The following is a 22,834-nucleotide window of genomic DNA, read 5'->3' on the forward strand; positions in this document are numbered from 1 at the left end:
TTTTCATCTTCATTCACAGTCTTCACATACTTCCCAGTACGGCCCCATTTCTACTGCAAGATATGGCTTTAATTGCAAACGAATCATTCGACTTGGCATGCGTTCCAATACGAATTGAATGCCTTCTTCCTCTTCATCCAACTCAACTTTTGAAATAGCAATTCTTTGCATAGTAGTAATAGGGCTTCCATCTTTATATAAAGTGATTTTCACCTCATCATACTCATTAAAATACAATTCAACATTCATTTGCTTTTTTAACATTTCATCAACAATTTCATAATTATCATTTTGTTCCTGGATTATATATTTCCAGCCGCCTCTATCTAATTTTATCGGAGCAGCTTGGAATAATGTCATCAAATCCTCGTATAGCATAAGATAACCCCTCTCTTACTAAAAAACGATGAGTATTTTATATACCCTTTATCTCTATCACTATCCATGTTTATTGTACCATATATCACGAATCTTACTGCATTCATTTGCTTTATAAACACATACAAAACATATAGTATTTTCAGTTCACTCTCTATTCACTAATACGTCCTCTTACTGATAACTTATCACTTTCCTTATTTCCTACACACTACTTATAACTCTTAAAAAACCACAAAAAAGAAGAGTAATTTATATCACTCTCCTCATAAGACTTTTCCTGTAGCTGCTAATGCTAACAATATAATTAAACTTGCAAATAATAGTGATACAATTAAACTAAAAATCGGTAATATTTTCTTTTCATTCTTCTTAAATAATAACCTTAAACTAAGAATGATATTTAATGGAACAAATATAAAATAAAAGTATTTAACGATTTGTAATGAGCTATTTGAAAGTGTTTTAAATACAAACACTTCAATTAAAAAAGCAACAAAGAATAAAATGCTTAACCAAAACGAGACATAGCTAAGCCAAGAATGTCTTTTCGTTCCCCAATACACTCCCATACTGATCTCCTTTAAACGTAGTCTATATTATATTAATTATACACCCGCTTAACAAATTCCTCTATTTTTCGACAAACATTAAATACATTGAACCTCTAATCCGTTTATCAGCTAAAAGACTGTCTCTAATAGCACTAATGCTATTTTGAGACAGCCTCCCCTTTTTATACTTTAAATCTTTCAATTAATACTTGTAACTCTTCAGCCATTTGAGATAGTGTACCAGCCGCAGAACCAATTTCTTCCATAGAAGCTAACTGCTCCTCAGCTGACGCTGCAACACTTTGTGTACTCGTCGCATTATTTTGTGCCGTCATAGCAATTTGACCAACCGAAATAGATACTTCATTTGCACCTTTTGACATCCCATTAGCTGTTTCAACCATCGTTTTAATTTGGTCAGCAATTTCATTTGTAGATTGTAAAATTTCAGTGAAATTTTGTTTTGTTTCATTTGCGATAACAAGTCCAGATTGCACTTCTTCATTTACATTATTCATAGATTTTACTGTCTTACTCATATCATCTTGTATTTCACAAATTAATTTACTAATTTCACTTGATGATACACTAGATTGTTCTGCTAATTTTCGTACTTCATCAGCAACAATTGCAAAGCCTCTTCCATGCTCACCAGCTCTTGCAGCCTCAATTGCTGCATTTAAAGCTAGAAGATTTGTCTGATCTGCAATATTTTGAATAACTTCTAAAATATCACCAATTTGCTTTGATTTGTTATTCAACAACTGAATAACAGCATCTGACTGTGAAACAGATTCCGCAATAGATTGCATTTGATTTACTGTTTTTCCAACTAGCTTTCCACCATCTTCTGCTTTTTCGCGAGTGTGAGCAGAAGCAGTATTAATAGATGATGAGCTATTTGCTACATGTTGAATCCCTTCTGTTACATCAAACAGTAACATAGCACCATTTTCTACGCTTGCTGTTTGCGTCGTTGCACCACTTGATATTTCATCCATTGCTGATGTAATTTGTTCAGTCGCTTCACTCGCTTGTCTCACACTTGCTGTTAACTCTTCAGATGCAGCTGCAACATGCCCTGCTGAAGTATTAATTCTTCCAATTAACGTTCTTAGTGAATCTGTCATTTCATTAAAACCTTTTGCAAGTTGACCGATTTCATCGTTTGAATGAATTTCAATTGTTTGCGTTAAATCTCCTTCACTTATTTCTTTAGAAGTGGCAACTAATCTCTTTAAAGGTTTTGTAATAGAAAGAGTTACGAAATAAATAAGTGCCCCTCCTACAACTAATGAAATAAGCATAACAATTAACATATTATAAAATACAGGCTGAGCAGCTTCAATTACTTCATTTGAGTACATCGTTCCACCGATTTTCCAACCTGTTTTTAAGTTTGTAGCAAATACCATTTTCTTTTCACTACCATCATACGTGTATGAAAAAGTGCCTTGATTATCTTCGTAAATTCTCTTTGCCCAAGAATCAGCTGCTTTATCTCCTGGTTTTTCTTGAGGATGCGCAATTATTTTTTGTTTTCCATCTAAAATGAAAGTATATCCTTTTTTACCAATATTGATTAACTTTGTTGTTTTCAATAAATTCTCTAAACTTAAATCTACCGCAACAACACCATTTTTATCTTCTGTTTGTTTCGCAATCGTTACGACAATATGTCCATTTCCTTTCGCCTTATACGGTTCAGTGACCACGATTCCACCTTGTTTACTCACTGCATCTTTATACCAAGAACGAGTTGTTGGATCATAATCTGCTGCCATTTGTATATTTGGTTCTTGCACAAACTTCTTATCATTGCCGGCAACATATACTTGTTCAATATCTTTATTTAAATTAATATATTGAGATAATACCTTTCTTAATTCATCTTGATTATCTCCTTGATACATATCACTATGAATTACTCGTGCAAAGTTATTTACTTCGTTAAATTTCGCCTCAATCATTTGATTGATTAAATTATCTAATATTTTTATATTATCGTGAGCACTACTCGTAATTTGTGATTCAAAATTCTTTTTAGCCGTTTGATAAGACATTCCTCCAATAATAGAGACAGCCGCAATTAAAATTATCAAAAATGAAATTAATAGCTTTTTTGCTACTTTTATATCTCGAAACCACCTTAACAGTTTACTCATTACAAACCTCCTACATTTAAATATTAAGTTTTAAAGATAAATAACCAATTATGAATATATCCCATTCCCTATCCTCTATTTTTACAATTCGTTTTTGATAAACACCTTGTAAAGTTTAAACAAATATTCTCCCTTTGTCTATATATATGAATAATATTATTATAAAATTTACAAATACAAAAAACCAAAGGAATAGTCCTTTGGTTTTTTACATTTTTTTATGTTGTTTAGAAATCTTCTTCCACTTATCACGCTCAGCTCTTGCGAGAATAGCATCTTGTTTTCTCATAACATATGCCAATTCTCTTTGCAGCTTTTTATAGCTTAGTAAGCGCTCTACGGGTATAGTTCCGTTATCTATAGCATTTCGCACTGCACATCCTGGTTCACCTTCATGTTTACAATCTCGAAAGCGGCAAGTATTTGCAAGATCTTCAATATCGGAAAATGTAGTTTGAATTGCCGTGCTTCCTTCCCAAAGCTGAAGTTCCCTCATACCAGGCGTATCAATTACTAAACCGCCACTCGGTAATTGGAACAATTCACGGTGAGTTGTCGTATGCCTTCCTTTACTATCTTCTTCACGTATATCTCCGGTTTTTGCTACATCTGTTCCTATTAATGCATTTAATAAAGTAGATTTCCCTGCACCTGAAGATCCAACTAAAGCAATTGTTTTTCCTGGTGAAACAAATTGTTGCAATAATTCTATTCCGACGTACACTAAGCTATCAACAACAAATATAGGAACACCGATTGCTACCGCTTCAGTTTCTGCAATTTTCTGTTCCACATCTTCACATAAACTACTCTTCGTTAAAACAATAACAGGCATTGCACCGCTCTCATAAGCCACCAGCAAATAACGTTCCATCCTTCTTACGTTGAAATCATGGTTAAGTGCATTCACTAAAAATAGATAATCTACATTTGTTGCGATAATTTGTTCTTCAGTTCTGTTACCAGCTTCTTGTCTTGAAAAAGAACTTCTTCTCGGAAAAATACGGTGAATAATTGCCTTTTTCTCATTTTCTATTTTCTTTATATATACCCAATCCCCAACTGCCGGATAATCTCCCTTCGTTAACGCTTCATGACGAAACTTCCCAGACAGTTCCGCTACATATTCACCATCATTACAAATAATCCGATATATATGCTTATGCTCAAGTAAAATACGCCCTACTTCATAGTTCTCTACAGCTTGTTCTTCAAAAAAAGAATCCCATCCGAAAGATTCTAAAATATTTTGATCCAAATTGATATCCTCCCTAGTTTGAACTTAGTGGAAGGATTGTGCGCTCACTTATAGAGTATCGCCCTTTCCGTCCACCTTTGTATTTGGTTTATTATTCATATAAGTTAATTTCGCCATAATACATCACCCCGTTCTAATTTTAATTACTCTCATTATATGGAATATCCCATTAAAAAGCTACCTTATTTAACGTAATTTTCAAATAACTTATTTTTTAGCATTTTAATTTGTCCGCGATGACTAATTTCATCTTCTAGCACATGAAACCAAAGGTAGTGCTGATTTACGCTACGCCATTAGGCCACTTTCTTTCTGATATTAGCCATTCGTCATCCTGTTCACTCAAACACTTTAGTGTTTCTTCTCTCACTTTTTGCAAAAGTTGTACATAATACGGTATGTCATAGCCACGAATAGATTTCCCTGCTTCCCCTAAATACAGTGCATCTTCCCATATTTCTAATTCTTCTTTTGTAAAGTCACGCTTTTGAAATGAAATAAGCTGATGTGCTTTTTCAATAGCTGCTATATGCTTTAGTAACGCTCCGATGGAATTCCCTCCACTCGGCATAATTAAATCTAATTGCTCAACTGATAGCTCGTTTATTTCCTGTAATGTTACAGCCCTCGTATGTTCCAGCATGCTTACTAATTCCCCTATATTTTTTGTATAACCATCTACACTTCTTATTCGATAATCTATATTCATATCACGCACCCCTTTCTACATTCATATTAAGGAATAACCGCTTCATATAATAGACTGAAATATATCAGATTTTTCTGTTACAATTAAATTGAATACGGAATAAACCTAAACAAACTTTCTCAATATGCTTATATGAAATATTAAAAGGAATCAATATAAAATTATCGAATCTTATTCACTAAAAGGAGTGGATTCGATGGAAATGTATCAATGGCTAACCGCAGTTCTCGTTGGTGGCATTACTGGCTTCGTTTCCCATCTAATCAATAACCAAGGCAAGTTATTGCTTCCACGCCGTTTAAAAACTTTTTTTCATTTTGGATTTTTAACTGATATTTTTACAGGTAGCCTCGCCGCACTTCTTGGACTCGTTTTATTCGATGTCACCTTAATAAAAGAAATTATAAAAGTCTCCATTGTGACCGCTATTTCCGGTCAAACGTTTTTACTTCACCAAGCTCTTGGTGGTGAACAGGCTAAAAATACGCAAATTGGGAAAGCTGATGAGAAAATCCAAGAAATTGACAAACTATTACGACGTTAGTCTATACTTTCTCTAAAAATTATTGTTATAATAAAAAATAAATATTTTCTATTGCGTCGTTTGTCAGAAGAAAGGGTGTTTCGTATGACAAAAAAGAAAATAGAAGATTTCTTAACAAACACCGAAAAAGAGGAACTGCTAGAAAACTATAAATGTTTACGAGAAGCCCGCACAAAAAGCGAAGCTAACTATTTTGGTGAGGCAGTAGACCATCTATTAAATAAAGTAAAAAAACGAATTATTGAAGAAGCAGGAATACATGATGAAAATGCGGCAACAGTTCAATCTAAACGAAAAGCACTGTTTTAGCTAAAACAGTGCTTTTTATTACGGCATTTTTCACATTACTTTCACATCTATTTCACAAATATAAGTATTCCTATATGTTAAACTAAGTATATCCTTTTCCAAGGAACTATATGCCGATATATAAATCCCTATCTCTTTAGGGATTTTTATTTTTGGATTCCCCATAATTTTATTACAATACATTTCTATTATTTGTCTACTTTTTTTACCCCCTGCACTCAAAAGCTCCTTCATGTATTTCTTCTCTTTTTATATAAAAAGAGGGATAGTTCCCTCTTTTCAACTAATCTTCTAAAATAGATTCAATCTCTTTCATAACTTTTTCATTCAATGAAACATCCACTGCTCTTACACTTTCTCTTATTTGCTCCGCTCGTTTCCCACCAGGAATAACAGTATCAATTCCTTTTTTATTTAATAGCCACGCTAAAGCTAAATGTGATACTTCAAGATTCATTTCTTTAGCTAAATCTTTTAACATCTCAACTTTTTTAAAGTTATTTTTATATGTATTTTCTTCAAATAGATTTACACTTTGACGCCAATCGCCTTCGTTTAATTTAAAATCTTCTGTATATTTCCCGCCTAGTATCCCAAAAGCAAGAGGCCCGTACGGTATAAATGAAATACCTGATTCTATACAATATGGCAAAAGTTCTTCCCCAGCAGCACGATCCAACATATTATACGGTGATTGTACAACATCTATATGTCCGTGCTGATTCGCTTCTTTTAATTGCTCTACATTTACGTTAGATATTCCAATTGAACGAATTTTCCCCTCTTCTTTTAGGCGAGTAAGTTCTCCAATTGAATCTATGTAACTTGTTTCAGGATTTGTAAAATGTAAATAATATAAATCAATATAATCAGTTTGTAATCTTCTTAAGCTATTTTCCACAGCATTTCTTAAATAGCTTCGTTCATTATTAATATGAACCTCTCCATTTAATAATGGCTGAATTCCACCTTTTGTAGCAAGTACAAACTCGTGGCGTTTTCCTTTTAATACTTCTCCTACCAATTCCTCTGATCTACCGAAACCGTATGAATCTGCTGTATCAAAAAATGTAATCCCTTGCTGAATTGCTTCTTCTATTAATCTTTTTCCTTCTTCCTCATTCACATCAGCATATAAATTATGTCCCCCAACAGCGTTTGTTCCTAACCCCAACTTCGAAATATTTAGTCCTGCCTTTTGCAATTTTGTATACTTCATTTTTTACCCCCCTATATTTCTATTATTCGATTATATTCGAACAATAGAAATATACCACTTTATATGTTATAGTGCAAATATATTAACTTATACAAGCAGGTGAAAAAATGCGTACTCTCTATCATCCAAATCGAGAAGAAATTCAATTCTCTTCTGTCTTATATGCACTTAGCGATCAAATTCGTTTACAAATTGTAACTATGCTACTAGAGAAAAATGAACAATCTTGTGGTGCGTTAAACATTCCAATTGCGAAATCAACTTTATCTCATCATTTCAAAGTGTTACGTGAATCTGGTGTTATGTTTACACGACTTGAGGGAACGCAACGTTTCATTTCAATTCGTGAAGAAGATTTAAATACTAGATTCCCTGGTTTATTAGATGTTGTAGTACATGCAACAGAACCATACTAAAAAACATCTCATATAAATATGAGATGTTTTTTAGTAATTACTATTCTTTTAATAAATCTATTAATCCATTCCCTTCAGATGTACGTTCATACCCTAAAGGTACAGTCCTTTTTATAAGTTGCGCATATATTTCCGGCTCTGATAATTTTCTACCATACTCTCTCTCACACTGCTTTATGAGAAGTGCTAGCGCCCCAGCGACATGCGGCGTCGCCATTGAAGTGCCACTTAATACCGCATATTTCCCCTCTGGATACGTAGACAGTATTTCATCACCCGGCGCTACTAAATCAATTTCTTGATTTGAATTACTAAAGCATGAAATTTTCCGCTCTAAATTAACAGCACCTACTTCAATTACTTCAGAATAAGCACCTGGAAAATCTAATTCTTCAGTATCATCGTTACAATCTCCATCATTTCCTGCAGCGCACACGACAAGTACGTCTTGTTTTACCGCATTTTGAATAGCTTCATGTAACTCTGGTACATCTTGCGGACCACCAAGTGACATTGAAATAATTCTCACTTTCTCTTTATTCGGTCCTCTCCAATTTACAGCATAATGAATGGCCTCAATAATTTGCTCATAACTTCCAGAACCATCTCCAGCTAATACTTTTAAAACTAACATTTTAGAAAGTGGTGCGACTCCTAGTACACCCACTCCATTTTCAGTCGCTGCAATTGTCCCCGCTACATGAGTACCATGCCCATTATTATCAAGATAAATATTGGGATTTCCTTCATAATCTTTTGTGAAATTTCTCCCACCAATAATACGATCTTTTAAATCAACATGATTTACATCACAACCTGTATCTAAAACAGCAACGACAATGTCTTTTCCTTTCGCGCTCTTTTCCCATACTTGCGGAGCATGAATCAATTGTACACCTGGTGGAATTTCATTTACTTGTTCAACCACTTTATTTACAGTAAACGGAATTAATTTAATGCCTTTTTGTTTATTCGCTGTACTACTATTCATCGTAATCCCTCCTGAAAATATATTATTTTCATTTCAGACCACTATTGAATGCGTTTAGATTTAACATTCGTTTTATTCGTTCCATTTCCCTTCCTCTCAAATGTTTCTCAATAAACAAAAGAAAAGGACCATTAATGGTCCTTTTCTTTTTCAGTTTTTCAATAGAATAATATAAAGTGAAACTATAATCAGTGGGTGGTGTTCATCCCCCACTGATTATTAGCCCTCACCAATCGGGCGTTTACGGGCAATTGATCTCCCACCTAACTTCTTTGCTTCAGCCGAGTTTTGAGGTGGGAGTTTTACTGCCCACAAATAGCGGGATAAATTAAGACTAAATCTTACTCTTGTTCAAAAACTGCTCAATTTCTTTTATTACATGTTTTGCGCCTTCTATACTAACAGTAATGTTTCCATTTGCTAATGAAATATTTTGATCTGAAACATCACCTGTTATTTGACAAGCATTGTATGGTTGATATTTTTGTAAAATGACTTTGTCTTCTTCTACAAAAATTTCAAGTGGTGATTTGATTTGTATTCCTAATACATCCCGTAATTCTTTAGGAATAACTATACGTCCCAATTCATCTACTTTTCGAATAATTCCTGTTGCTTTCATGTTACTCCCCCCTTACTCTCTATTATTTTTTTCACCTCGCTATTTTCATTTTATCACTATATATTTGGTAATGCCTTACTCTTTTTAGAAAATATAGTACAAAAGTTAAAAAAACACATTTAACGAATATTCAATCTTTCTTTCAATTGTTTTAAATAACGCGATCGTATAATTAAGAAGTATACAACTTGAATACCTACGAAAATACTTAATACAATTGTATTTTCTTTAAACAGTGAGTACTCAAACATTTGTCCTAACGCAGTTAATGCTACTGCCCCGTGTAATGTTGCAACTCCAACTGGAACGAAGAATAAAAGCGCTAAGCGGATTGTGACTACTTTCGATAATTCCCCTCTCGTCAATCCAACTTTTCGAATCATTTCAAATAAACGAGTATCGTCCTCCAAATCTGAAAATAAACGGAAGTAAAGGAAGCTTCCTGCACAAACGAAAAATACAATACCAATAAAGAAACCTACAAATAAAATGGGTCCTGCGATTTGTAGACTTTGATTTTGATCGTACTCTTCTGCACTAAACGTTGAATGTTCTTGATAAGGCTTAATCTGATTCGTAAGCTCTTTACCAACCTCAATTTCATCTTTAGCGGATTGTGTTTTATACATATAATCTTTTTCTTCTTTAAATCCATCTTGTAATGAATCATATTGATTTTTAGAGATTACATACACATTACCTCTTAGTATTTTACTTAATGAAGAAGTATTAACTTTTTTCACATTTAAAGGTTCATTCATATTTGGTAAAGTAATTTCTTTTCTTTCTTTCATCGGTGGTCCGGGTATTTCGACTGACAAAAATAAAGCCTCTTTATTTGATACAGTATTAAATGGTTCTCCTGTTAACTTTGCATATTCTTTATAATCTGATTCTTTTATAAAAATGGCGCTTCTTAACGACTGCTCCTCCGTTTTCTTCGATGAAATATTTATTTTTGAAGCTGCTATATTATGTTTCTTTAATCCTTCGTCAATGATTTTCAGATGCTGTGGCTCATTGCTATTACCTTGCTTAGACTGATAGTGAAACGCAATTGGTCTGTCCATAATTTCTTTCGTCATCGAAGCAAACCCAACCAATGTACCTATTGCTGAAAATGCTACTGTTGAAATAATCGTTACAATAAAGAACATTCTTGCGTTATCTCTCATACGGTATGCTAAATCTGACAAAGTAATAATATTTGTCTGTGTCCAATAGAAACGTTTACTTTTTTTACATAGTCTAATAATAAAGACGCTCAACTGCTTGTACAGCAAATACGTACCAATAATGACTACCGTTGTAACAGGAATCATCATTATAAATACCATTGCACCATGTGACATAAGAGCTCCTGCATAACCAGCACTAAGCAATACTACTGCTAATATAGAAGAAATTATAGATGCCTTCGGTTCTGGCTTCGCCTCTGCTGATCCTCTAAACAATTTCATAATTTTATTTTTACGAACCATTCCTGCACTAAACAATGAAATGATCATAAATAATACGAAAAACATAATACTCGTTACAACAATCGCTTTCATCGGTATGTAATAGGATAAAGAGATATCTAGTTTTAATATCATCGGAGCTACAAATATTAATATTCCTGAAAACAACATACCTGAAAGAATCCCAAAAATTATTGCCCCTATTCCAATCATTATATTTTCAAAGAAGATAAGACGCTTTAATTGATATTTCGTCATACCTAACATCATTAAAATTCCTAGTTCACGCTTTCTCGTTTTTAAAAACATTCCCATTGAATATAAAATAAAGAAGAATGTAAATAAGTAAATAATAGACTGCGCAAAAGACATACTTACGAATACGTACTGTCCTAATTCTCCAGCACTTAATGCCGGATGAAACGCAAAAAATGAATACACAAAAAAGGCCATAATTGCAAATGCACTACTCAAAAAATAAGCTGAGTATGTTCGTCTATTTCGCGTTACATTTCGAAATGCGAGTTCTCTAATGTTCATACTACTTCTCCGCCCTTCTACTAACTATACTTTTATATTAGTAAAGTTCGGAAATACCTTCCATCGATTCAAATGACAAAAACCTTACATTATTGAAAGGTTTTAAACAATTGCTTATATAAAACAGTTTCATTATAATGACTACATTCATATTCATACACGCATCCTATTGTATATTCGTTAGTTTTGCGAAATAATAAAGGATAGAAGTATGTACCAATATACATATAAACTTATTTACCGCTTTAATATGAATAGGAGGAAAACATAATGACATTACAAGAACAAATTATGAAAGCATTACATGTTCAGCCTGTAATTGATCCGAAAGTAGAAATTCGTAAACGAATTGATTTCTTAAAAGCTTATTTAAAAACTACAGGTGCAAAAGGATTTGTACTTGGAATTAGCGGCGGACAAGACTCTACACTGGCAGGACGTTTAGCACAGCTTGCAGTCGAAGAAGTTCGTAATGAAGGTGGTAACGCAACGTTTATCTCCGTACGTCTTCCATACAAAGTACAAAAAGATGAAGATGATGCACAATTAGCATTACAATTTATTCAAGCTGATCAGTCTGTTGCTTTTGATATCGCTTCAACAGTTGATGCCTTCTCAAATCAATACGAAAACTTATTAGGTGAATCATTAACAGATTTCAATAAAGGAAACGTAAAAGCACGCATTCGCATGGTTACACAATATGCAATCGGCGGACAACAAGGGCTACTCGTTATCGGAACTGATCATGCTGCTGAAGCTGTAACAGGTTTCTTCACAAAATTCGGAGATGGCGGTGCAGATTTATTACCATTAACGGGATTAACGAAACGCCAAGGACGTGATTTATTACAAGAATTAGGTGCAGACGAGCGACTTTACTTAAAAATGCCAACAGCTGATTTATTAGATGAAAAACCAGGTCAAGCTGATGAAACAGAGCTAGGCATTACTTACGATCAATTAGATGACTATTTAGAAGGTAAATCCGTTCCAGCTGACGTTGCTGAAAAGATCGAGAAGCGTTACAAAGTGAGTGAACATAAAAGACAAGTACCAGCGTCAATGTTTGATGATTGGTGGAAATAGAACATAAAAAAGAAGCTAATCTCATTTAGCTTCTTTTTTATACGTTAACGATATACCCCTACTCTTTTCTCTAATAAATCCTGCAAGCAATCTTCATGTTGTTTATTAAACAATGGCGGCATTTCGTCTAAAGGGAAAAACTGCAAATCTAACGTTTCATCACCGTCTATTTTTGTATTCCCTCCAACGATTGAAAACTTAAAGAATATTACAATTGCCTGTGCCTGATCTCCATTCGGATATGCTTGAAAATATTTCGTATACACACCAATGAGCTCATCAATTTCCACATCATATCCTGTTTCTTCTTTTATTTCTCGAATCGCAGTTTCTGCCGCAGATTCCCCGATCTCCATTGCACCGCCTGGAAATCCCCAAGCATTAAAGTCTCCTCTTTTTTGCAGAAGCACTTCACCAAATTCATTAAATACACAACCTCCTGCAAAATTCAAAATAACATAATCATGCCCTATTTTTTCACGTAATTCCTTTATATAATTCGCCATCTGCTTCTCCTTTTTATCCATCTTCCATTATTCTTTTTTATCTTTTTCAAGCAATTCAATAATCCGATCTAACTTCTGATTCATATTAATCACATGTTGTTTTTTCATAGTGTTTTTTTGCAATAATCTTTTAATGAACAGAGTAAATGATACAAAAAACAAAACGATAAGCCCGATTACTAGACAAAAATATATCAATGCAAATATATTATTTTCGAACAAATTCATTCAGCTATCACATCCTCTATTTCCAATTATTTTATCACGCAATTCTAAATAGTCAACGATATTATAAATCAAACACAAAAAGAGCACCTTTTAAAGATGCTCTTTTTCATTAATACGTAAATGTAATTGTCGCTAATGAATAACCTGCCATTGCACTATATGGCGCAACTTGATAAGATACACGCTTTGCACCTTTTGGCCAAGCTATTTCATCTAGTACTTTCTTTATATCTTGCATCGTTCCATCCATTGACTGCTTATATCGTACTTCTACTTTTTCTGGCTTGGAAGCAAATTGTTGCTGTAATTTTTTCTTAAACTCATTGTAATTTTCCGCTCCGTATTGTGCAGATAAATACTTTAAATTTGTTTCTTTTAACATTTGTTCATATACAGCAGTTTTTGAACTACCGGCTTTTATTTTGCTTGTTAATTCGTTGAAGTAGCTTGTAGTTGCCGCTGGATATTCACTACGATCCCATTCATGGTCTTTGCTTAATTGTTCATCAGACATATTAAAATATGAATATGTTACGCGCCCAGCTTTATCAGGAACTGGATCATCGAATGTAGTATCAAGGTGGTACCACTTGTTATCAATGTTCACTAAATTCCATGCGTGAGCTTGTCCATTCCCTGTACCTGTTACAATATGATTTTGAATACCTGCTTCTTTTAGTAATTGATATGTTAACAATGTATATCCTTGGCAAACGGCAGAACGATTCGCTAACGCTTCATACGCTGTATATGCTTGATAAGAAGTATCATATGATACTTCTTTCACAACATAATCATGAATAGCTTTCACTTTTTCATGTTCATCCATGCCTTGTTTAATGATAGAATTTACAATTGCTTTCGCCTGAGACTTTACATACTGTGTTTGCTCTTTTGATTCACGATACTTCACTTGTAATGTAAATGTATAATTCCCTGGCATCCCTTTTATAGAATATTTAGTAGACGCTACATTATATTTTACATACTCATCAGCATCTACAATTTTATTAAACTCGCCATACAATTGGTCCATAATATTTCTAGCATTTCTATCTTTTGTTTTATATGTGATTGTAATATTTTCTTCTCTATTATCAATCTGTTTTTTTAATTCTTTTCTGAAATCATTTAACAACTTTGCATCTGATTGTGTTGTCACTGTAGTCGGATTCGTAGCCGCATAAGATACAGCTGACGCCTGTAAGCCTCCCATTACTATAGTTGAACAAAGTGCGGCAGCTGTCACATACTTACTTGTCTTTCCCATCTTGTCACTCCTTACATTCTATAACTATACAAAAAAGTATCGTATAGTTTCAGAGTATACAATATTTTTTAAAATAGGTCATATGAGATTATGCATATTTAACATTTTTAAAAGGGTTGTTCTTTTAGAAAAAGAACAACCCTTTTTTTAGCAAGTTTGCAACACACAGCATGTATTTTCAAAATGGCGATTTTTCAAGTCTTCATTTCCAATACAGAAATAAAGCATCCCTAAATCTCCCCACATCATATTACAATTTTTAGTATCTGAATCAATTTGGAATAAGAGCGTCATATGCTGTGGATCTATCCCCATATATTGTCCAGTCTCGTACAATACCTCATCTTGTACAGAGAATGGTTCTCCAAACATTTGATGATTATCATAGTTGTCTGGGATTAGCTCTTCAAGTAATTGCAAGAAACGATCTGAATCCGCCTCATCTTCAATGAAAAGCTCCGGTAATTTATACGTCAGTTCAAAAGTAATTGCACACTGGTTATATTTCGCTTGTATTTCATCTGCTCTACGTAATTGCTCTACAGGGATATCATAATAAAGTACACGTCCAGCTTCGTTTGGATTTACATCTTCTTCAAAGTAATTTTCAATACTAAAGAAATATAACATCCCTGTCTTAGGAAGATTGTGATCCATACCAACGTTTTGTAAATCACTTAAATTAAATTGTGCGATAAAACATAACGGATTCTCTTTGTATGTTGGATATTCAAATGTATTTGGCAAATCAGGAACTCCGCCCATTTTCGAACTGCCTATCGCAATTATTTCCTGTTGTTTTGGCACAACTTTTACACAAGGAAATACAGTATTAATAAGTTCCTGTTTCAAATGTGTTAGTTCATATTTATCAATTAATATTTCAATTTTCTGTTCCATAAATTCTCCTTACATTTACATACTTATTTGTATCATAGCACAAAGATTATACTTCATTCATTGTAAATTCAACAAGCCCTCCAAAAAACGGGCTTATCCCTCGTACGCGAACAAGTTTAAAAAAGCATAGTATACATTGTTCCTACAAACACGATAGTTCTTTATTTCTTCCAGTATATTTTCCCCTCGTTCATTTTTATTTTTAATTTAAGGAGGAATTCCACATGGGTTACGGATATAGTTGCGGCGGTTACGGCGGCGGTTACGGCGGCGGTTACGGCGGCGGTTACGGCGGCGGTTACGGCGGCGGTTACGGCGGCGGTTACGGCGGCGGTTACGGCGGTAGTTGTGGTGGCGGTTGTGGTTATGGAGGTTTCGCTTTATTAATCGTTTTATTTATCCTTCTAATCATCATCGGAGCTAGCTGTTGGGGCGGCTTTGTAGGCTGCTAGTAAACTTAAAAACTATTGTAAAAAAGCACGTACAATACGTGCTTTTTTCCATTTTCATTTTTTAGAAAGGAAGTATGTTCAATGAAAATTGATGGTGTTTTTGAAGGAGGCGGTGTACGCGGAATTGCGCATGTGGGGGCAATTTGCGCGTTAGCCGAAAAAGGATATGAATGGGAGCGCGTAGCTGGAACATCAGCTGGTTCAATTATCGCAGCGCTTTTAGCAGCTGGATATTCTTGTTCCGAATTAAAAACAATAATAACCGACATTGATTATAATAAATTTATGAAGAAAACTTTTCTTGATAGAATCCCGTTTATCGGTAAAGGAATAAGTGCATGGTCTACTCTAGGTATTTATTCCAATGTATTTATAGAAGAATGGCTTGAAGAATTACTGCGAAAAAAGGGCGTTCACTTATTTACAGATCTACCTGATTTAAACAAACTCAAAATTATAGCTTCTGATATAAGCAACGGTAAAATGGTTGTCTTCCCCGATGATTTACCGAACTATGGATTTTTAAATTATCGCTTCTCTATTGCTAAAGCTGTAAGAATGAGTAGTACAATCCCCTTCTTCTTTGAGCCAGTAAAATGGAGAACACCAAAATGGAAGCAGCCTTGTTATATGGTTGATGGCGGGATTTTAAGTAATTACCCAATTTGGATTTTTGATTCACCGACTTCTCCTCGCTGGCCTACCTTTGGATTTCATTTTATAAAAGATGAGATTCAAGCTGATCCCGCCCACTATGACGAACCTATTTCCATGTTCAAAGGACTATTTAAAACGATGATGCAAGCTCATGATTTACGTCATTTAGATAAAGAATCAAAGGCTAGAACTATTACAATTCCAACAGGAACCATTACCAGTACTAATTTTCAACTAACTAAAGAAGAGAAAGAATGGCTCTATAACTCTGGTTATAATGCAGCTAATAAGTTTTTACAATCCTGGAACTTCAGGCAATATGTTGATGAGTATAGAGACGGAAATCAGAATCGAAAAACAAATCGGTATTTCCGTCAACTTGACTCATAATTATATTATTTTCCCTGTCACACTTTAATAGTAAATAAGCCTAATAATATAGTACATTATTAGGCTTATTTACTTCTTATGTACTCTCCCATTATTTAAGGATAAGTTAACCCTTCTGCTTCTTCCGCGGTAATTACTATGTAACGGTTTCCGGTTCTTAATCCTAACAGTTCTGCTTTTTCAACTGCATCCTGTTTTGTCTCTGCATAAGCAGCTAAATATTTATCCCCATCGATAATTTGGCAAATCACATATTGTTTCATGTTTTTCTCCTTTTACCCTTTAATTAATTGCGCAATCTTTTTTATTCCAACTTCAATTTCTTCTACAGTTGCATAGGAATAAGAAAGACGTAAAAATTGGTTAGCACTTCTATCATACAAAGTGCCTGGGTTTAATAAAATCTTTTCTTGTAAAGCTTTGTCAAATAAACTACGATTCGAGATTGGTAGATTTATATGTAGCCAAATGTAAAAGCTTCCTACTGGCTCATGCCAAGTTGCAATGCCACTACAATACTTTTCTAACATACTTATCATAAAATCTCTACGTTTTTTCAATTCACTTCTTACAAACTGTAAATGTTCATCATACAATCCATTTTCGAACCACTCCGCTGCAATCTGCTGGGATATAGAACTTGAACCATAATCAGTTTGCATTTTTATATCTGCTAATCTTTGAATAACGGATTCTGATCCAACAACCCACCCAATTCTTAAACCAGGACTAATGACTTTGGACATACTTCCAATATGTAGCACGATCCCATTTTTATCATATGCCTTTAAAGGTTTTGAAACTGGTGCATCGAACCATAAATCTTGATATACCGCGTCCTCAATAATAGGTAATCCAATTTCATTACATATCTCCATCACTTCTTCCCTCTTCTTAGCGTTCATACTAAAATTGGTCGGATTATGAAAAGATGGGATTGTATATAAAATAGATGCGTTAAATTGTTTCTTATATCTTGTAATGTATGAAGTATTTATACCATTCTCATTCATTGGTATTCCAATCAAGCGCATTCCTGCTGATTGAAATACATTAAGCGAATATAAATATGATGGTTTTTCTAATAAAATTGACGCTCCTTTCGGAAGAAGCCCCATAGAAATAAGCTGCAATGCTTGAATTGCCCCTGAAACAATTAAAATAGAGTCAGGAGATACATATACCCCATGCCCTTTTAAATATTCCGCAATTTTTTCTCTTAAATGGAGATTCCCTTTCGGTTCCTCATACCCAAGTGGAACATTTGATTGTAAAATTTTATTAATAATACCCTTCATCTTTTTCTCAGGCAAGAGACTCGGTGAAAGTTCACCTGTTCCTAATCGAATTACATTGGGAGTAAATTCAGCTTGATTAATCTCTTGTACAGCAGGAAGATTCGGATAATGAAGTCCTGTTTCTACGTAAGACTGCCAGTTTGGAGGCGGGGCATATGTTGAAGTATTCTTACTATTTTTTATAACAATTGTTCCCTTCCGTCCATTCCCCTCAATATACCCTTTTGCTATTAACTCATCGAAAGCCATTACAATTGTACTTCGGTTCACTTCAAACGCATGCGCCAAAGCTCTTTGTGAAGGTAATTTAGTTCCAATTGTCCATTCCCCATTAACAATTCTCTCTTTTATATAAGATTCTATTTGTTTATACAACGGAATAGATGAAGACAAATTAGGTTTCCAAACGAGCCTTTCCATTATATCACCTCACATATTTTATGGTTGGTAACCTATCCAACCATATGGATGGATACAAATTTTCATTTCTTCTATACAATATAGACTATCATAATTAATCAAATTAAGTAGGAGGTAATCTGATGAGTGAAGCAATTATTCACGGTATCATCCTTGCATTTGGTCTTATCATTCCATTAGGTGTCCAAAATGTTTTCGTCTTTAACCAAGGCGCTAGTCAACCAAATATTTGGCGAGCTGCTCCTGTAGTCTTGACTGCATCTATATGTGATACATTATTAATATTAATTGCTGTACAAGGTGTCTCCCTTGTCCTCTTAACTTTCTCTTGGTTAACAACCACCTTGTATATGATTGGATTTTTCTTTCTTATGTATATGGGCTGGGTTATTTGGAGAAGCGATTCTTCAAATGATGTAAAACAAGAAAAAAGCATGCCTTTAAAAAATCAAATTATTTTCGCCGCATCAGTTTCATTACTAAATCCACACGCAATTTTAGACACAATTGGTGTAATCGGAACAAACTCTATACAGTACATAGGAAGTGAGAAATGGGCTTTCACTTTTGCAACAATTATAGTTTCTTGGATTTGGTTTATTAGCTTAGCTTTTGCCGGGAAATTTCTAAAAGGATTAGACTCAACAGGGAAAACGATCACAATATTAAATAAATTTTCAGGGCTAATCATATGGGGAGTCGCACTTTATATGTTAAAACAAGTTATTTTCCCTAACTAAATTAAGAAGATTGCATGCTAATTACACATCATGCAATCCTCTTTCAAATTATGCAGTCGGTTCAGGCTTCTGCTTTATTTCCATTTCATCTTTTGCCGGCTTAATCCAAATTATCGCTATGACAGCACCAATAACAGCGAAGATGCTTGTTAAATAAAACACTTCATGGTCTGCCCCTTTCATAAAAAAAGAATACAGGGGTGGTCCAGCTGCTACACCGATAAATCGCATTGAACTATAAAATGACGTAACTGTCCCCCTCTGCTCTTTTTCAATCCCTTGTGTAATAAGAGCATCTAGACATGGTAACGCCATACCAATTCCTCCCCCCATAATAACGAGACAAAGAAGTAGCAAATAGATTCCTTTTAGAAATAAAGGTAAGAAGACAGATGCAGCAGCCAGTAAAAATCCAATATAGATACACTTTTTCATAATATCTTGTTTATCTCCAATTTTTTTACCAGCCATATATGAGCTAAGTGATAGTACAAGTAAAGGAATAGCGAGTACACACCCTTTCCATATACCATGAATATCGTACTTCGACTCCAGTATAGTTGACAGATAAAAAAGTATTCCGAATAAAATAAGCATAATAATTGCACCTAGTATAAAAATGGCAATTAACCATCTTCCCTTTTCTCGAAACGTAGAGATAATAGATTGAATAAATTCTTTAAGTGGTGGGACTTCTTCTTCTTGTTTCTTCGCCTTTACTAGTACCAGTAGTAAAACAATCGATATTACACATAAAACTGGAATCGCCCAAAATGGTAAGAACCATACAATAGCTGCAAGAGCTGATCCTAATATGGGACTCAATACTTTTCCAAATGTATTTGACGTCTCAATGATTCCTAAACCTGCACTAACCTGTTTTTCATCTTTGTATAAATCACCGACACATGGTATGACAACTGGCATAGCACCAGCAGCACCTATCCCTTGAATTGCTCTTCCGATAAGAATCCAAACATAAGGGTTATCAACTTTCCATGATACCCATCCCGTTATCGCTCCTCCAATAGCTGCAATTAATAAACTTGGAACCATTACCATCTTTCGTCCCCATCTATCTGATAAATAACCAGCAATCGGTATAAGTATAATTGCAATGATAGAATAAATTGTAATTATCATGGATACTTGGAAAGATGAAATATGTAATTTCTTTTCAATGGTTGGCAGGATTGGAATAAGCATTGAATTACCTAGCGTCATAACAAGTGGAACTGATGCAAGTGCAATTAAACAACAGTTTTCTTTTTTTAACATGTTGATTTCGGAACCTTTCATCATATATTTCTTACCATATAATAGCCCTGCTGGAAATTATGTTTACATTCCACCAGGGCTATTTCATCTTTACTACTTTCCATTTACAACAAAAGAAATTGGATAAAATATAGCATTACTCCTATTCTTTGAATCCTGTTCACAATATATCCATACCAATTAATTGAAAATAAAAAAGAAAGGAAGAATCCTTCCTTTCTCCTATAACCTTCTACATTTAGCGAGTATATCCGCCACCAAGCTGTTGTTCTGCCATTGCTACAAGGCGTTTTGTAATTTCACCGCCTACAGAACCGTTTGCACGTGAAGAAGTATCAGCTCCAAGCTGTACACCAAACTCTTGTGCAATTTCATATTTCATTTGATCTAGAGCTGCTTGTGCTCCATGTGATGCTAATTGATTAGCGTTACGATTTCTAGCCATTACCGATCACCTCCTTATATATATTAAACTGTATCAAATCCGAAATTAAATACATGGTAATTTTTGGTTATTGATAAAATAAAAAAAGAGTCTCCTAAACGAGACTCTTTCATCATTTCACCTTATGAACTTACTACTTCTAATTTTCTATTCGTTAATGCTTTCATTTCTTCTTTCAATATATCTTTCGCATTATGCCCAAACCATTCAAGCGAAGCAAAATGATCAGTATCTCTCACTTCCCGGATGATTTCATCATAGTTTACAATACCTTCAAATAATGGAACCATTCCTATACGACTTCCAGCAGCGGCATATACATTATTTGGTTCAAACACGTGTAAATACTCCGCTGATGATATATTCTTAAAATGGTAATGTTGTATCCACGGCTTTAATCGATGAAAACTATCTACAGTGTCTGCACCAGACTCCCATATATGAAGAAAATCAAGGTTTATTTTTAAATATGGATGATTTACTTCTTCTAACAATTTCAAAGTAGACGGCAAAGTATCCGTTAACGTATTTGGATGTGTTTCTAATAGTATATACATATTATGCGGAGCAAATAGATCACAAATCATGCGAATTCGCTCCACATACTCTTTTCTCTCTTGTTCCGAGAAATCCTCACTACCTTTTTGCCCGGCAAACGTACGAATTTTATTTGTATTAAACCAATTAGCTAGTGTTACCAGCTGTTCACATTTTTCCATCGTTTTTTGAAAATCCGCTAATAATGATATGTCCAAGTAATCACTTATCATCGTAACTTCTAAATTTTTATCCTTTAAATAATCTATTTCTCGTTCTGTCGTTTCACGCTCTTGCATATATAAATTTTGTGCATGGGTCCCCCACAACTCAATTCCTTCAAAACCGTTTTCGTATGCAAATTGAACAATATCAGTAAATGAAATTAGTTGATGGCGAAATGAAATTGTACATAGCGAATATTTCATTGGTTTGAACTCCCTTATCTTAAATTCAATGAACTTGTATTAGTTAAGAAAGACTGATTTGTTATCATTTCTTTCCATAACAGAAACTGTTTCTCTAGTTCATCCTTAATTTGCAGTTCAATTGTATTCATTTCATCAAGTTTCTCAACAATTGGTAATAACATATCTTTATTATTTGTCATTGCCATTTTAATAGCACGGTACTGTACATTTGTAAATCCTTGTACAATGTCTTCCACTCGATCACACCAATAATCAAATTCTTGCTCCGAATATTGTAAAGTTTCACGGAAGTATGCAAAGGCATGTTCATAGCTATATTTACGTATTGCCAATACGGGTATTTGCTTTACTGCCGTTACGAGCCCGGAAAGTGAATACCCATCCTCTTCATTTACCATTTTTATTATTAATTTTTTTAATTCCATTGTTAGTTCATTATCATCTTTTTTGAATGTTTCCATGAAATAACTTTCTACCATCTCTTGTGTTGGCTCCTGAATTCCTTCTATATCAATGAAATAGCCTCCACCAAATGGGTTGTCTTTAACAGAATGGAGCACTTTTTCTCTTTCCATATTCCCTTCCCAGCGAAAATCAGGATCAAGCATGAACCATTCATCTTCTTTCTCTGTCTTCGATATCATTAAGTAATGCGGAAACGGTTTTTGATGAAACTTATTTTCTCTCTCAGGCAATAAAGACATATCAACCATTACAATTACGTAACGATTTTCTGGCTTATTTTCTACTAATTCTAAAAATGTTTCTACATTGCTACTTTTATCTTTTGAATGATCGTACCATTCGTTCACTTTAATGCCATACAATTTTTCATACCAAAGTAAGTAGTTATCATGATTAATGTTTTCGGAATGATAAGAAATAATCCCGCCTTCTGTTATATCAAAATCTCCATCCCATAATCCGAAATAAAATGGACGGAAATCTATATCGCTACGCCTTTTTATAATTTCACAAAAACAACTCACTAAACAGTGAACTTTAATTGAAGTCATACTCTCATCCAC

Annotated in this window: 26 protein-coding genes and 1 pseudogene; 7 read left to right on the forward strand and 20 right to left on the reverse strand. The window is 34.1% G+C overall.

The window, feature by feature from the left end:
- Positions 1–9: 9 nt before the first annotated feature.
- From DN408_RS25740 to DN408_RS25760, 5 genes and pseudogenes are all read right to left on the reverse strand, one after another.
- Positions 10–378 (reverse strand): DUF3979 family protein, encoded by a 369-nt coding sequence (locus DN408_RS25740; protein WP_002165937.1) that lies wholly within the window; start codon positions 376–378, stop codon positions 10–12.
- A gap of 266 nt (positions 379–644) precedes the next feature.
- Complete coding sequence (locus tag DN408_RS25745; RefSeq protein WP_063226474.1) at positions 645–950, reverse strand: hypothetical protein; 306 nt, start codon at positions 948–950, stop codon at positions 645–647.
- Between the two features lie 164 nt (positions 951–1,114).
- Positions 1,115–3,097, reverse strand: a complete 1,983-nt coding sequence (locus DN408_RS25750) for a methyl-accepting chemotaxis protein (RefSeq protein ID WP_002012412.1) — start codon at positions 3,095–3,097, stop codon at positions 1,115–1,117.
- Between the two features lie 208 nt (positions 3,098–3,305).
- Positions 3,306–4,355 (reverse strand): ribosome small subunit-dependent GTPase A, encoded by a 1,050-nt coding sequence (gene rsgA, locus DN408_RS25755; RefSeq protein ID WP_002165939.1) that lies wholly within the window; start codon positions 4,353–4,355, stop codon positions 3,306–3,308.
- A gap of 182 nt (positions 4,356–4,537) precedes the next feature.
- Positions 4,538–5,064: pseudogene (locus tag DN408_RS25760) on the reverse strand (DinB family protein).
- A gap of 196 nt (positions 5,065–5,260) precedes the next feature.
- Here DN408_RS25760 and DN408_RS25765 point away from each other — a divergent pair.
- Entirely contained in the window at positions 5,261–5,608 is a 348-nt protein-coding gene (locus DN408_RS25765) for a DUF4257 domain-containing protein (RefSeq protein ID WP_000426320.1), read from the forward strand.
- 84 nt (positions 5,609–5,692) lie between these two features.
- Complete coding sequence (locus DN408_RS25770) at positions 5,693–5,917, forward strand: hypothetical protein (RefSeq protein WP_002012407.1); 225 nt, start codon at positions 5,693–5,695, stop codon at positions 5,915–5,917.
- A gap of 30 nt (positions 5,918–5,947) precedes the next feature.
- Here the strand turns inward: DN408_RS25770 and DN408_RS25775 are convergent, their stop codons facing one another.
- Entirely contained in the window at positions 5,948–6,151 is a 204-nt protein-coding gene (locus tag DN408_RS25775; RefSeq protein WP_002012406.1) for a hypothetical protein, read from the reverse strand.
- Between the two features lie 49 nt (positions 6,152–6,200).
- A complete protein-coding gene (locus tag DN408_RS25780) occupies positions 6,201–7,136 on the reverse strand; it encodes an aldo/keto reductase (protein ID WP_063226473.1) in 936 nt (311 codons plus the stop codon).
- A 107-nt stretch (positions 7,137–7,243) separates the two neighbouring features.
- Here DN408_RS25780 and DN408_RS25785 point away from each other — a divergent pair, with 107 nt between their 5' ends.
- The gene (locus tag DN408_RS25785; RefSeq protein WP_002012403.1) at positions 7,244–7,552 is read left to right on the forward strand and encodes an ArsR/SmtB family transcription factor; all 309 of its coding nucleotides are present in this window, start codon (positions 7,244–7,246) and stop codon (positions 7,550–7,552) included.
- Between the two features lie 40 nt (positions 7,553–7,592).
- Here DN408_RS25785 and DN408_RS25790 read toward each other — a convergent pair whose 3' ends face one another.
- From DN408_RS25790 to DN408_RS25800, 3 genes are all read right to left on the reverse strand, one after another.
- A complete protein-coding gene (locus DN408_RS25790) occupies positions 7,593–8,543 on the reverse strand; it encodes a serine protease (protein WP_002012402.1) in 951 nt (316 codons plus the stop codon).
- A 334-nt stretch (positions 8,544–8,877) separates the two neighbouring features.
- Positions 8,878–9,165: an AbrB/MazE/SpoVT family DNA-binding domain-containing protein gene (locus DN408_RS25795; RefSeq protein ID WP_002012401.1), complete on the reverse strand. Its 288-nt coding sequence runs from the start codon at positions 9,163–9,165 to the stop codon at positions 8,878–8,880.
- 119 nt (positions 9,166–9,284) lie between these two features.
- A complete protein-coding gene (locus DN408_RS25800) occupies positions 9,285–11,165 on the reverse strand; it encodes an FtsX-like permease family protein (protein ID WP_002012400.1) in 1,881 nt (626 codons plus the stop codon).
- 270 nt (positions 11,166–11,435) lie between these two features.
- On the opposite strand from DN408_RS25800, the gene nadE reads away from it, so the two are divergent.
- Positions 11,436–12,254, forward strand: a complete 819-nt coding sequence (nadE, locus tag DN408_RS25805; RefSeq protein WP_044444240.1) for an ammonia-dependent NAD(+) synthetase — start codon at positions 11,436–11,438, stop codon at positions 12,252–12,254.
- 44 nt (positions 12,255–12,298) lie between these two features.
- On the opposite strand, the gene DN408_RS25810 is transcribed toward nadE, so the two are convergent.
- From DN408_RS25810 to DN408_RS25825, 4 genes are all read right to left on the reverse strand, one after another.
- A complete protein-coding gene (locus tag DN408_RS25810) occupies positions 12,299–12,760 on the reverse strand; it encodes an NUDIX hydrolase (RefSeq protein WP_078178508.1) in 462 nt (153 codons plus the stop codon).
- A 27-nt stretch (positions 12,761–12,787) separates the two neighbouring features.
- Positions 12,788–12,988 carry a DUF4083 domain-containing protein gene (locus DN408_RS25815; protein ID WP_002064945.1) on the reverse strand — a complete coding sequence of 67 codons (201 nt, stop codon included), beginning with the start codon at positions 12,986–12,988 and terminating at the stop codon, positions 12,788–12,790.
- Between the two features lie 109 nt (positions 12,989–13,097).
- Positions 13,098–14,258, reverse strand: coding sequence for a transglutaminase domain-containing protein (locus tag DN408_RS25820; protein WP_002064944.1), 1,161 nt, complete (start codon positions 14,256–14,258; stop codon positions 13,098–13,100).
- A 147-nt stretch (positions 14,259–14,405) separates the two neighbouring features.
- Complete coding sequence (locus DN408_RS25825; RefSeq protein ID WP_078178507.1) at positions 14,406–15,158, reverse strand: YwqG family protein; 753 nt, start codon at positions 15,156–15,158, stop codon at positions 14,406–14,408.
- 224 nt (positions 15,159–15,382) lie between these two features.
- On the opposite strand from DN408_RS25825, the gene DN408_RS25830 reads away from it, so the two are divergent.
- Positions 15,383–15,610, forward strand: coding sequence for a YjcZ family sporulation protein (locus DN408_RS25830; protein WP_147740436.1), 228 nt, complete (start codon positions 15,383–15,385; stop codon positions 15,608–15,610).
- An 81-nt stretch (positions 15,611–15,691) separates the two neighbouring features.
- The gene (locus tag DN408_RS25835) at positions 15,692–16,657 is read left to right on the forward strand and encodes a patatin-like phospholipase family protein (protein ID WP_002012390.1); all 966 of its coding nucleotides are present in this window, start codon (positions 15,692–15,694) and stop codon (positions 16,655–16,657) included.
- Positions 16,658–16,752: 95 nt separating this feature from the next.
- Here the strand turns inward: DN408_RS25835 and DN408_RS25840 are convergent, their stop codons facing one another.
- Together DN408_RS25840 and DN408_RS25845 are read right to left on the reverse strand one after the other, a co-directional pair.
- Entirely contained in the window at positions 16,753–16,920 is a 168-nt protein-coding gene (locus tag DN408_RS25840) for a DUF3933 family protein (RefSeq protein ID WP_002012388.1), read from the reverse strand.
- A 12-nt stretch (positions 16,921–16,932) separates the two neighbouring features.
- Positions 16,933–18,375, reverse strand: coding sequence for an aminotransferase-like domain-containing protein (locus DN408_RS25845; RefSeq protein WP_078178505.1), 1,443 nt, complete (start codon positions 18,373–18,375; stop codon positions 16,933–16,935).
- 122 nt (positions 18,376–18,497) lie between these two features.
- Here DN408_RS25845 and DN408_RS25850 point away from each other — a divergent pair, with 122 nt between their 5' ends.
- The gene (locus DN408_RS25850) at positions 18,498–19,115 is read left to right on the forward strand and encodes a LysE/ArgO family amino acid transporter (RefSeq protein WP_078178504.1); all 618 of its coding nucleotides are present in this window, start codon (positions 18,498–18,500) and stop codon (positions 19,113–19,115) included.
- A gap of 48 nt (positions 19,116–19,163) precedes the next feature.
- Here the strand turns inward: DN408_RS25850 and DN408_RS25855 are convergent, their stop codons facing one another.
- From DN408_RS25855 to DN408_RS25870, 4 genes are all read right to left on the reverse strand, one after another.
- The gene (locus DN408_RS25855) at positions 19,164–20,393 is read right to left on the reverse strand and encodes a bacillibactin exporter BcbE (protein ID WP_016126788.1); all 1,230 of its coding nucleotides are present in this window, start codon (positions 20,391–20,393) and stop codon (positions 19,164–19,166) included.
- Positions 20,394–20,631: 238 nt separating this feature from the next.
- The gene (locus tag DN408_RS25860) at positions 20,632–20,838 is read right to left on the reverse strand and encodes an alpha/beta-type small acid-soluble spore protein (protein WP_000113539.1); all 207 of its coding nucleotides are present in this window, start codon (positions 20,836–20,838) and stop codon (positions 20,632–20,634) included.
- A 122-nt stretch (positions 20,839–20,960) separates the two neighbouring features.
- The gene (locus DN408_RS25865; protein ID WP_002012383.1) at positions 20,961–21,803 is read right to left on the reverse strand and encodes a sugar phosphate isomerase/epimerase family protein; all 843 of its coding nucleotides are present in this window, start codon (positions 21,801–21,803) and stop codon (positions 20,961–20,963) included.
- Between the two features lie 14 nt (positions 21,804–21,817).
- Positions 21,818–22,822: a DUF6005 family protein gene (locus tag DN408_RS25870; protein WP_002126945.1), complete on the reverse strand. Its 1,005-nt coding sequence runs from the start codon at positions 22,820–22,822 to the stop codon at positions 21,818–21,820.
- Positions 22,823–22,834: the final 12 nt, after the last annotated feature.

This window comes from Bacillus sp. AR13-1 (assembly GCF_008042285.1).
GTDB lineage: Bacteria > Bacillota > Bacilli > Bacillales > Bacillaceae_G > Bacillus_A > Bacillus_A mycoides.

Excerpts from the sequence above, each read along its gene's own strand:
- DN408_RS25855 (WP_016126788.1), bottom strand. The coding sequence starts at position 20,393 with ATGTTAAAAAAAGAAAACTGTTGTTTAATTGCACTTGCATCAGTTCCA.
- DN408_RS25865 (WP_002012383.1), bottom strand. The coding sequence starts at position 21,803 with ATGAAATATTCGCTATGTACAATTTCATTTCGCCATCAACTAATTTCA.
- DN408_RS25800 (WP_002012400.1), bottom strand. The coding sequence starts at position 11,165 with ATGAACATTAGAGAACTCGCATTTCGAAATGTAACGCGAAATAGACGA.
- DN408_RS25850 (WP_078178504.1), top strand. The coding sequence starts at position 18,498 with ATGAGTGAAGCAATTATTCACGGTATCATCCTTGCATTTGGTCTTATC.
- DN408_RS25815 (WP_002064945.1), bottom strand. The coding sequence starts at position 12,988 with ATGAATTTGTTCGAAAATAATATATTTGCATTGATATATTTTTGTCTA.
- DN408_RS25870 (WP_002126945.1), bottom strand. The coding sequence starts at position 22,822 with ATGACTTCAATTAAAGTTCACTGTTTAGTGAGTTGTTTTTGTGAAATT.
- DN408_RS25775 (WP_002012406.1), bottom strand. The coding sequence starts at position 6,151 with ATGAAGGAGCTTTTGAGTGCAGGGGGTAAAAAAAGTAGACAAATAATA.
- DN408_RS25825 (WP_078178507.1), bottom strand. The coding sequence starts at position 15,158 with ATGGAACAGAAAATTGAAATATTAATTGATAAATATGAACTAACACAT.
- DN408_RS25840 (WP_002012388.1), bottom strand. The coding sequence starts at position 16,920 with ATGAAACAATATGTGATTTGCCAAATTATCGATGGGGATAAATATTTA.
- DN408_RS25765 (WP_000426320.1), top strand. The coding sequence starts at position 5,261 with ATGGAAATGTATCAATGGCTAACCGCAGTTCTCGTTGGTGGCATTACT.
- DN408_RS25795 (WP_002012401.1), bottom strand. The coding sequence starts at position 9,165 with ATGAAAGCAACAGGAATTATTCGAAAAGTAGATGAATTGGGACGTATA.
- DN408_RS25770 (WP_002012407.1), top strand. The coding sequence starts at position 5,693 with ATGACAAAAAAGAAAATAGAAGATTTCTTAACAAACACCGAAAAAGAG.
- DN408_RS25740 (WP_002165937.1), bottom strand. The coding sequence starts at position 378 with ATGCTATACGAGGATTTGATGACATTATTCCAAGCTGCTCCGATAAAA.
- DN408_RS25750 (WP_002012412.1), bottom strand. The coding sequence starts at position 3,097 with ATGAGTAAACTGTTAAGGTGGTTTCGAGATATAAAAGTAGCAAAAAAG.
- DN408_RS25845 (WP_078178505.1), bottom strand. The coding sequence starts at position 18,375 with ATGGAAAGGCTCGTTTGGAAACCTAATTTGTCTTCATCTATTCCGTTG.
- DN408_RS25785 (WP_002012403.1), top strand. The coding sequence starts at position 7,244 with ATGCGTACTCTCTATCATCCAAATCGAGAAGAAATTCAATTCTCTTCT.
- DN408_RS25830 (WP_147740436.1), top strand. The coding sequence starts at position 15,383 with ATGGGTTACGGATATAGTTGCGGCGGTTACGGCGGCGGTTACGGCGGC.
- DN408_RS25790 (WP_002012402.1), bottom strand. The coding sequence starts at position 8,543 with ATGAATAGTAGTACAGCGAATAAACAAAAAGGCATTAAATTAATTCCG.
- DN408_RS25835 (WP_002012390.1), top strand. The coding sequence starts at position 15,692 with ATGAAAATTGATGGTGTTTTTGAAGGAGGCGGTGTACGCGGAATTGCG.
- DN408_RS25820 (WP_002064944.1), bottom strand. The coding sequence starts at position 14,258 with ATGGGAAAGACAAGTAAGTATGTGACAGCTGCCGCACTTTGTTCAACT.
- DN408_RS25810 (WP_078178508.1), bottom strand. The coding sequence starts at position 12,760 with ATGGCGAATTATATAAAGGAATTACGTGAAAAAATAGGGCATGATTAT.
- DN408_RS25780 (WP_063226473.1), bottom strand. The coding sequence starts at position 7,136 with ATGAAGTATACAAAATTGCAAAAGGCAGGACTAAATATTTCGAAGTTG.
- nadE (WP_044444240.1), top strand. The coding sequence starts at position 11,436 with ATGACATTACAAGAACAAATTATGAAAGCATTACATGTTCAGCCTGTA.
- DN408_RS25745 (WP_063226474.1), bottom strand. The coding sequence starts at position 950 with ATGGGAGTGTATTGGGGAACGAAAAGACATTCTTGGCTTAGCTATGTC.
- DN408_RS25860 (WP_000113539.1), bottom strand. The coding sequence starts at position 20,838 with ATGGCTAGAAATCGTAACGCTAATCAATTAGCATCACATGGAGCACAA.